Source organism: Sphingomonas sp., assembly GCF_039595165.1.
GTDB lineage: Bacteria > Pseudomonadota > Alphaproteobacteria > Sphingomonadales > Sphingomonadaceae > Sphingomonas.
Window position 1 is genome coordinate 1 of sequence record NZ_JBCNMA010000163.1, and the last position, 6,593, is coordinate 6,593.

The 6,593-nt window shown below is 68.0% G+C and carries 9 protein-coding genes and 1 pseudogene; 2 read left to right on the forward strand and 8 right to left on the reverse strand.

The window, feature by feature from the left end; all coding sequences use genetic code 11:
* A partial coding sequence (locus ABDV68_RS17690) for an isocitrate lyase (RefSeq protein ID WP_343521421.1) occupies positions 1 to 739 on the forward strand: 739 nt, incomplete at its 5' end.
* Between the two features lie 91 nt (positions 740 to 830).
* Here the strand turns inward: ABDV68_RS17690 and ABDV68_RS17695 are convergent.
* The 5 genes from ABDV68_RS17695 to ABDV68_RS17715 all read right to left on the reverse strand — a co-directional run bounded on the left by ABDV68_RS17695 (position 831) and on the right by ABDV68_RS17715 (position 4,655).
* On the reverse strand, positions 831 to 1,265 hold the full coding sequence (locus ABDV68_RS17695) for a VOC family protein (RefSeq protein ID WP_343521422.1): 435 nt from the start codon (positions 1,263 to 1,265) through the stop codon (positions 831 to 833).
* A gap of 111 nt (positions 1,266 to 1,376) precedes the next feature.
* Positions 1,377 to 1,997 (reverse strand): ribonuclease HII, encoded by a 621-nt coding sequence (locus ABDV68_RS17700; protein WP_343521423.1) that lies wholly within the window; start codon positions 1,995 to 1,997, stop codon positions 1,377 to 1,379.
* Positions 1,990 to 2,769 carry a bifunctional hydroxymethylpyrimidine kinase/phosphomethylpyrimidine kinase gene (gene thiD, locus ABDV68_RS17705; protein WP_343521424.1) on the reverse strand — a complete coding sequence of 260 codons (780 nt, stop codon included), beginning with the start codon at positions 2,767 to 2,769 and terminating at the stop codon, positions 1,990 to 1,992. The genes ABDV68_RS17700 and thiD overlap by 8 nt, the downstream gene beginning before the upstream one ends.
* Before the next feature lie 316 nt (positions 2,770 to 3,085).
* Positions 3,086 to 3,706 (reverse strand): FMN-binding negative transcriptional regulator, encoded by a 621-nt coding sequence (locus ABDV68_RS17710; protein ID WP_343521425.1) that lies wholly within the window; start codon positions 3,704 to 3,706, stop codon positions 3,086 to 3,088.
* Positions 3,707 to 3,764: 58 nt separating this feature from the next.
* Positions 3,765 to 4,655, reverse strand: coding sequence for a DMT family transporter (locus ABDV68_RS17715; RefSeq protein WP_343521426.1), 891 nt, complete (start codon positions 4,653 to 4,655; stop codon positions 3,765 to 3,767).
* Positions 4,656 to 4,766: 111 nt separating this feature from the next.
* Between ABDV68_RS17715 and ABDV68_RS17720 the strand changes: the two genes are divergently transcribed.
* Positions 4,767 to 5,243, forward strand: coding sequence for an Lrp/AsnC family transcriptional regulator (locus tag ABDV68_RS17720; RefSeq protein ID WP_343521427.1), 477 nt, complete (start codon positions 4,767 to 4,769; stop codon positions 5,241 to 5,243).
* Here ABDV68_RS17720 and ABDV68_RS17725 read toward each other — a convergent pair.
* The 3 genes and pseudogenes from ABDV68_RS17725 to ABDV68_RS17735 all read right to left on the reverse strand — a co-directional run.
* The gene (locus ABDV68_RS17725) at positions 5,240 to 5,464 is read right to left on the reverse strand and encodes a DUF1272 domain-containing protein (protein WP_343521428.1); all 225 of its coding nucleotides are present in this window, start codon (positions 5,462 to 5,464) and stop codon (positions 5,240 to 5,242) included. The two genes, ABDV68_RS17720 and ABDV68_RS17725, sit on opposite strands and share 4 nt — an antisense overlap.
* On the reverse strand, positions 5,457 to 5,957 hold the full coding sequence (locus ABDV68_RS17730; protein ID WP_343521429.1) for a cupin domain-containing protein: 501 nt from the start codon (positions 5,955 to 5,957) through the stop codon (positions 5,457 to 5,459). Before ABDV68_RS17730 ends, ABDV68_RS17725 begins: the two co-directional genes overlap by 8 nt.
* Positions 5,954 to 6,593: pseudogene (locus ABDV68_RS17735) on the reverse strand (phosphoglucosamine mutase); the annotation flags it as partial. The pseudogene ABDV68_RS17735 and the gene ABDV68_RS17730, both read right to left, overlap by 4 nt.

Sequence of the window (6,593 nt, forward strand, 5' to 3'; positions counted from 1 at the left end):
GCCTCCTAATCTTGTTATTTATCTCAGTGCTTGTTTTGGGATGTACCACGTCGTCATCGAGCGCGACGGCAAGCTGATGCGGCCCAAGCGCCTGCCGTCGAACCTGTTCCAGTTCCGCGAGGGGACCGGGGCGGACCGTTGCGTCCTCGACTGCATCACCAGCCTGCAGCACGGCGCCGACCTGTTGTGGATCGAGACCGAGAAGCCGCATATCGAGCAGATCGCGTCGATGGTCGACCGCATCCGCGAGGTGATCCCGAACGCCAAGCTGGTCTATAACAACAGCCCGAGCTTCAACTGGACGCTCAACTTCCGCCAGCAGGTGTTCGATGCCTGGTCGGAAGCGGGCAAGGACGTTTCGGCGTACGACCGGGCGAAGCTGATGAGCGTCGATTATGACGGCACCGATCTGGCGACGGAAGCGGACGAGAAGATCCGGACGTTTCAGCGCGATGCCGCGGCGCGCGCGGGCATCTTCCATCACCTGATCACGCTGCCGACCTATCACACCGCGGCGCTCTCCACCGACAATCTCGCCAAGGCTTATTTCGGCGAGGAGGCGATGCTGGGCTACGTCAAGGGCGTGCAGCGCGAGGAGATCCGCCAGGGCATCGCGTGCGTGAAGCACCAGAACATGTCGGGCAGCGACATCGGCGACGATCACAAGGAGTATTTCGCCGGCGAGGCCGCGCTGAAGGCGGGCGGCGTCCACAACACGATGAACCAGTTCGCGGCCTGAGCCGCGCCACTATTTCCTGGGGAGGAAAGGAGGTCCGTCGTCACGCCCTTGCGTGGCGGCGGACCTTTTCCTTCATGTCAAAGAGCAACGCTCACATCTCGAACTCGATCAGCACCGAGTCCGCGCTCTTGCGAGCCGGGCCGTGATAGACCGCCTCGATATTGTTGCCGGCGGGATCGAGCAGGAAGGCGCCGTAATAGCCGGGGTGATAGGGCCGCTCGCCCGGTGCACCATTGTCGATGCCGCCCGCGGCGAGGCCAGCCTCGTAGAACTGATCGACCATCGCCCGGTCCTTCGCCTGAAAGGCGAGATGGTGGTAGCCGGTGAGCTTGCCGGCAGCGGCTTCGCTGTCGACGGTCGAGATGAACAGCTCGTCCGCCCAGAGATAGTCGTCGCCGCTGCCCGCGATCGGGATGCCGAGCGTATCGAACACCGCGGTGTAGAAGCGGCGGCATGCGTCGAGATCGGCGACGACGAGCTGGATATGGTCGATCAGGCGGCCGCGGTGAAGCTGCTGGGTTTCCATTAAGGAGTCCTTTGCGGTTGGCCGCACCAGCCCGCTCCCCCACCCGGCCACCCATAGGATACTGGCGTTGGGTGGCCGGGTGGGGGAGCGGGCTGGTGCGGCTTCAAACGATCACACCCCAACCGCCGGGCCGAAATCGAGTTCCGCCTGCGCGACGGGTGCGAAGCTGCGGCGGTGGTGCGGGGTCGGGCCGAGCGTGCGCAGGGCGTCCTGATGGACCTTGGCGCCGTAACCCTTGTTGCTCGCCCAGCCATAGCCGGGGTGGAGCGCGTCGAGCTCGATCATCAGCGCGTCGCGATGCTGCTTGGCGACGATCGAGGCGGCGGCGATCGACAGGCACAGTGCGTCGCCGCCGACCACGGCCTGGCTGCGATGATCCCAGTCGGGGCAGCGATTGCCGTCGACGAGGACGAAGCCCGGGGTGAGGTCGAGCGCGGCGACGGCGCGGGTCATCGCCAGCATGGTTGCCCAGAAGATGTTGAGCCGGTCGATCTCCTCGACCGTGCAGATGCCCACGCCGACGCGCGCGCAGCCGAGGATGGCGTCGTGCAGCGCGGCGCGCTTGATCGCGGTCAGCGCCTTCGAATCGTCGATCCCCGGGGGGATGCAAGCGGGGTCGAGGATCACCGCGGCGGCGACCACCGGTCCGGCGAGCGGCCCGCGCCCGGCCTCGTCCACCCCGGCGACGGGGCCGTGGATGCCGTGGCGGGTCTCGTAGGCGAGGTCAGGCATCGGCGGCGAGCCGGTCGAACGGGATGGTACCGAGCGCGTGGCCGATCGGGCCGTGCCCGGCGCCGAGGCCGGGGGCATGGCGGATCGCGGCGCGGACATAGCGCACGGCGCGGGTGAAGGCATCGGCGACGGGCAGCCCCGCGCCGAGGCCGGTGGCGAGCGCGCTGGCGAAGCTGCAGCCGGTGCCATGGGTGTGGACGGTATCGAAGCGCGGCTCGACCGTCTCGGCGACCCGGCTTCCGTCGGGCGCGAAGAGCTGGTCGTGGACCGAATCGCCCTCGGCATGGCCGCCCTTCTCGGCAAGGTGGCAGCCATGGGCAAGTACGGCAGCGCGGCCGCCGAGCGCGGCAAGCTCGGGGAGGTTAGGGGTGATGACGGTGGCGCGGCGCATCAATCGCTCGAACGCGGCGATGGTGGCGTCATCGGCGAGGATCGAGCCGCTGGTGGCGATCATCACCGGATCGAACACGACCGGGACGCCGGGCAGCGCCTCGAGCCGGTCGGCGACGGCGTTGGCGATCTCCGCCGAGCCGATCATGCCGATCTTGACCGCGTCGACGCCGATATCGGAGGCCACGGCGTCGATCTGGGCGAGGACCATGTCGACCGGGACCGGGTGGACGGCGGTGACGCCGAGCGTGTTCTGCGCGGTGATCGCGGCGATCGCGGTCATGGCGTGGCCGCCGAGCATGGTGACGGTCTTGATATCCGCCTGAATGCCCGCGCCGCCGCCCGAGTCCGACCCGGCGATGATGAGGATGCGGGGAATCATGGCGCGGCGTCCCGGCTCATGAAGTTCACGGACTCGCGCGGTTTTCCGGTCGAAGCGACCGCGACGCGACGGCTTAGCGGCCACGACGCGACACCTGCGCGACACCTGCGCGACCGGGGCGCGACGGTGGCGCGACCGCGACGCGACGACGACACGACATGCACGCGGCAGTCAGGCGACGGGTTCGCGACCGGTGCGCGGCACGAAGGCGACGAGGGGGCCGGAAAAAGGGCGGACATGTGCATCCGGTGGCCATGGCACAGGCGGCGGGCGGTAGGAAAGTTCCACATGTGCAGACGGTGCGGCGTCTCCGCCGTCAGCGCTCCATCGCCGCGGCCATAAGCGAAGCCGGGTCCTGCGCGCGCAATCCGGCGACAACGCCCTCGCAATTGGCGGCGGGCTGGTTCTGGCTGGCCTTCCACTTCCCCCCGATCCGCTCGACCGCGATCTCGACGCCGGCGATGCCCTTGAGCTGAGCGGCGACATAGTCGGGCGGGGCGTCGGTCACGGCCCAGGGCTCGGAGCGATCCGCCTCCTGCTGCGCGGTCAGCGCGTCGATCTGGGCGCGGAGCCAGTCGGCGTCGTCGATCACCCGCGGCCGCCCATGCGCCTGGACGAGGATATAGTTCCAGGTCGGCACGACCTTCCCATGCTCGCGCTTGGACGGATACCAGGACGGGGTGACATAGGCCTGCGGGCCCTGGAAGATCACCAGCGCCTCGCCGCCCGCGCGCAGATCGCTGAGCTGCGGGTTGGCCCTGGCGAGATGGGCGCGGAGCAGGTCCGGGCCGCCTTCTCCGGGCACGAGCGTGAAGGGCACGAGGTTGGCGGTGAGGCCGGCCGGTCCATGCGTGACCAGAGTTGCCAGCGGATGCGCGCGAATCGCGGCGTGGAGAAGCTCGGGACGATCCTCGCGGAACGCGGGGGGACGGTACATTGCTGATCCTCGCAGGAATGAACTGCGTGCTGCTACACCCGATCGGCCCGCGGTGCCATCAGAGCGGCGCAGGTTCCTCGATCGGCCGCTTGCTGCCCAGTGCCGCGCCGACCGAGGCGAAGACGACCAGCAGGATCGCGAACCACTGGAGCGGCAAGAGATGCTCGCCGAGCAGCAGGACGCCGACCATCGCCCCGATCGCGGGCTCGGCGCTGATCATCGTGCTGAAGGTGTTCGAAGGCAGGCGGCGCAGCGCGATCATTTCGAGCGCGAAGGGAATGGCGCTCGACGCGATGCCGACGGCGAGGCCGAGCATCAGGATCTCCGGCCGGAGCAGCGCGGTGCCGGCATGGGCAATGCCCACCGGTGCGGCGACCAACGCGGCGACGATCATGCCGCCCGCGACCGCGCCCGCGCCATGCTCTTCACCCGCACGCTTGCCGATCAGGATATAGGCCGCCCAGCAGGCGCCGGCGATGAGCGCGAGGACGATGCCGCGCCAGTCGAGCTGAGTCGTGCCGCCCCAGAGCGGGAGCAGGAGGAGCAGGCCGGCGACGGCGAAGCCGATCCAGGCGAGGTCGGACTTGCGCCGCGAGGTCAGGACCGCGACCGACAGCGGGCCGATGAACTCGATCGCGATGGCGATGCCGAGCGGGATGAAGTTCAGCGACTTGTAGAAGGTCAGGTTCATCAGCCCGAGGACGAGACCGTATCCGGCGAGCGAGCGCCAGCCACCGCGCCAGTCGAGCCGCCACGGCCGGAAGATCGCCGAGAGGATGAGCGCGCCGATGATGAGGCGCAGAGTCGTCGCGCCTTCCGGCCCGACCGAGGGAAACAGCGTCTTGGCGAAGGACGCGCCGGCCGCGACCGAGATCATCGCGGCGAACAGCGTCAGCAGGGCGAGGACATCGACGCGCGCGGGCGTCGGCCGGGAAGCAAGAACGGTCATGGGACTCACTCGGGAAAAACCTGTCAGGGGCGTTCTACCGATGGCCTTTGACAAAGGCGCTCGATTTTGACGTTATGTCGATAATTTTTATCGACTGAACGGACGTTCGCGATGCGGAATGACGCGCTGGACCTATTCGACCTCAAACTGCTCGAACTGATGCAGCAGGACACACAGCGGCCGATGGCCGCGGTGGCGGAAGCCGTGGGGCTGTCGGTCCCGGCCTGTTATCGGCGGATGCGGCGACTGCGCGCCAATGGTGCGATCGCGCGCGAAGTGGCGATCGTGCGGCCGAAGACGCTGGGCTGGCCGCTGTCGATGCTGGTCATGGTGACCTTCGACCGCGAGGATGCGCGGACCACGCAGGAGATGATGGCGATCCTGCGTGCCGAGCCCGAGGTGATCGAGGCATGGAACGTCACCGGCGATTTCGACATCGCGGTGCGGATGATCGCGCGCGACATGGAGAGTTACGACGACACCGTGGTGCGGCTGTTCTCCGCCAATCCCAGGGTGCGCGCGTTCCAGACTTTGGTGGTGATCCGCGAACTCAAGGAGATGAGCCCGATCCCGGCGGCGGCCGACTAGCCCTTGAACATGCGCTTCGTGCTTGCCGGGTTGCGCTTGAGCGCATCGCCGACGCGCGCCGGGCGGTCGAGCAGCTCGCCGCCGCAATTGGGGCAGACCTCGTCCATCGTATCGGTGCAGTCGGCGCAGAAGGTGCATTCGAACGAGCAGATGAACGCGCCGCCCTGATCGGCGGGCAGATCGGTGCCGCAGCGTTCGCAATCGGGGCGCATCTCAAGCATCGGCGGTCCCTTCCTCCCCCTCATAGTAATCGACATCGTCGGCCGTACGGAACATGTGGCGCAGGCCGCGGGCGCCGCGCGGGCCGGCAACGATGCTGACCTTGCCCGAATCGGGATATTCGCAGCTCTCGACCTCGACCAGGTTCGAGATGGCGAGATAGCGCAGATCGGTGGTGCCGGTGTTGATGATCTGGTGCGCGACCTCGGCGCCGCCGGTCGGGCAGGCGATGACGTCATGGGGACGGAGCGGATAGCGTTCGGTGCCGAAGCGCAGTTCGCCGGTGCCGTCGAGGATGAAGAACATCTCCTCCTCGCCATGATGGCTGTGGAAGGGGCATTGCGCCTTGCCCGGCGGCAGCACGGTAAGGTTGTAGCCGAGCTTGCGCGCGCCGATCAGGTCGCTGAGCGTCGCGCGCCGCGAGGTGTAGAGGCCGTTGTCCTCGACATCGTCGAACTCGGCGTCGGCGAGGTTGAGGATCGGGCCGCCGGTCACGCCGCCGCCTTGCGCACCGCGTCGCAGATACGATCGACCACCGCTTCGACCTGTTTCAGATCCTCGCCCTCGGCCATCACGCGGATCACCGGTTCGGTGCCCGAGGCGCGGATGAGGACGCGGCCGGCGCCGTAGAGTTCGGCCTCCGCCGCGGCGATCACCGATTTGACCGCGTCGTTCTCGAGCGGCTTGCCGCCCGCGAAACGGACATTCTTGAGCAGCTGCGGGAGCGGGTCGAAGCGATGGAGCACTTCGCTTGCGGGCGCGCCGGCGCGGACCAGCTCGGCCAGCACCTGAAGCGCGGCGACGAGGCCGTCGCCGGTGGTGGCATAGTCCGACAGGATGATATGGCCCGACTGCTCGCCGCCGACATTATAGCCCGAGGTGCGCATCTTCTCGAGCACGTAACGATCGCCGACATTGGTGCGGACGAGGCCCAGCCCCTGCGCGGCGAGATGCCGTTCGAGACCGAGATTCGACATGACGGTGGCGACGAGACCGCCGCCCTGAAGCCGCCCCTGCCGCGCCCAGCCGGCGGCGATGGTCGCCATCAGCTGATCGCCATCGACGACCTCGCCCTGCTCATCCACTACGATCAGGCGGGCGGCATCGCCGTCGAGCGCGATGCCGATATGA

Bases quoted from the DNA above. Each gene is read 5' to 3' on its own strand.
- ABDV68_RS17695 (WP_343521422.1), bottom strand. From the start codon at position 1,265: ATGGAAACCCAGCAGCTTCACCGCGGCCGCCTGATCGACCATATCCAG.
- ABDV68_RS17700 (WP_343521423.1), bottom strand. From the start codon at position 1,997: ATGCCTGACCTCGCCTACGAGACCCGCCACGGCATCCACGGCCCCGTC.
- thiD (WP_343521424.1), bottom strand. From the start codon at position 2,769: ATGATTCCCCGCATCCTCATCATCGCCGGGTCGGACTCGGGCGGCGGC.
- ABDV68_RS17710 (WP_343521425.1), bottom strand. From the start codon at position 3,706: ATGTACCGTCCCCCCGCGTTCCGCGAGGATCGTCCCGAGCTTCTCCAC.
- ABDV68_RS17715 (WP_343521426.1), bottom strand. From the start codon at position 4,655: ATGACCGTTCTTGCTTCCCGGCCGACGCCCGCGCGCGTCGATGTCCTC.
- ABDV68_RS17720 (WP_343521427.1), top strand. From the start codon at position 4,767: ATGCGGAATGACGCGCTGGACCTATTCGACCTCAAACTGCTCGAACTG.
- ABDV68_RS17725 (WP_343521428.1), bottom strand. From the start codon at position 5,464: ATGCTTGAGATGCGCCCCGATTGCGAACGCTGCGGCACCGATCTGCCC.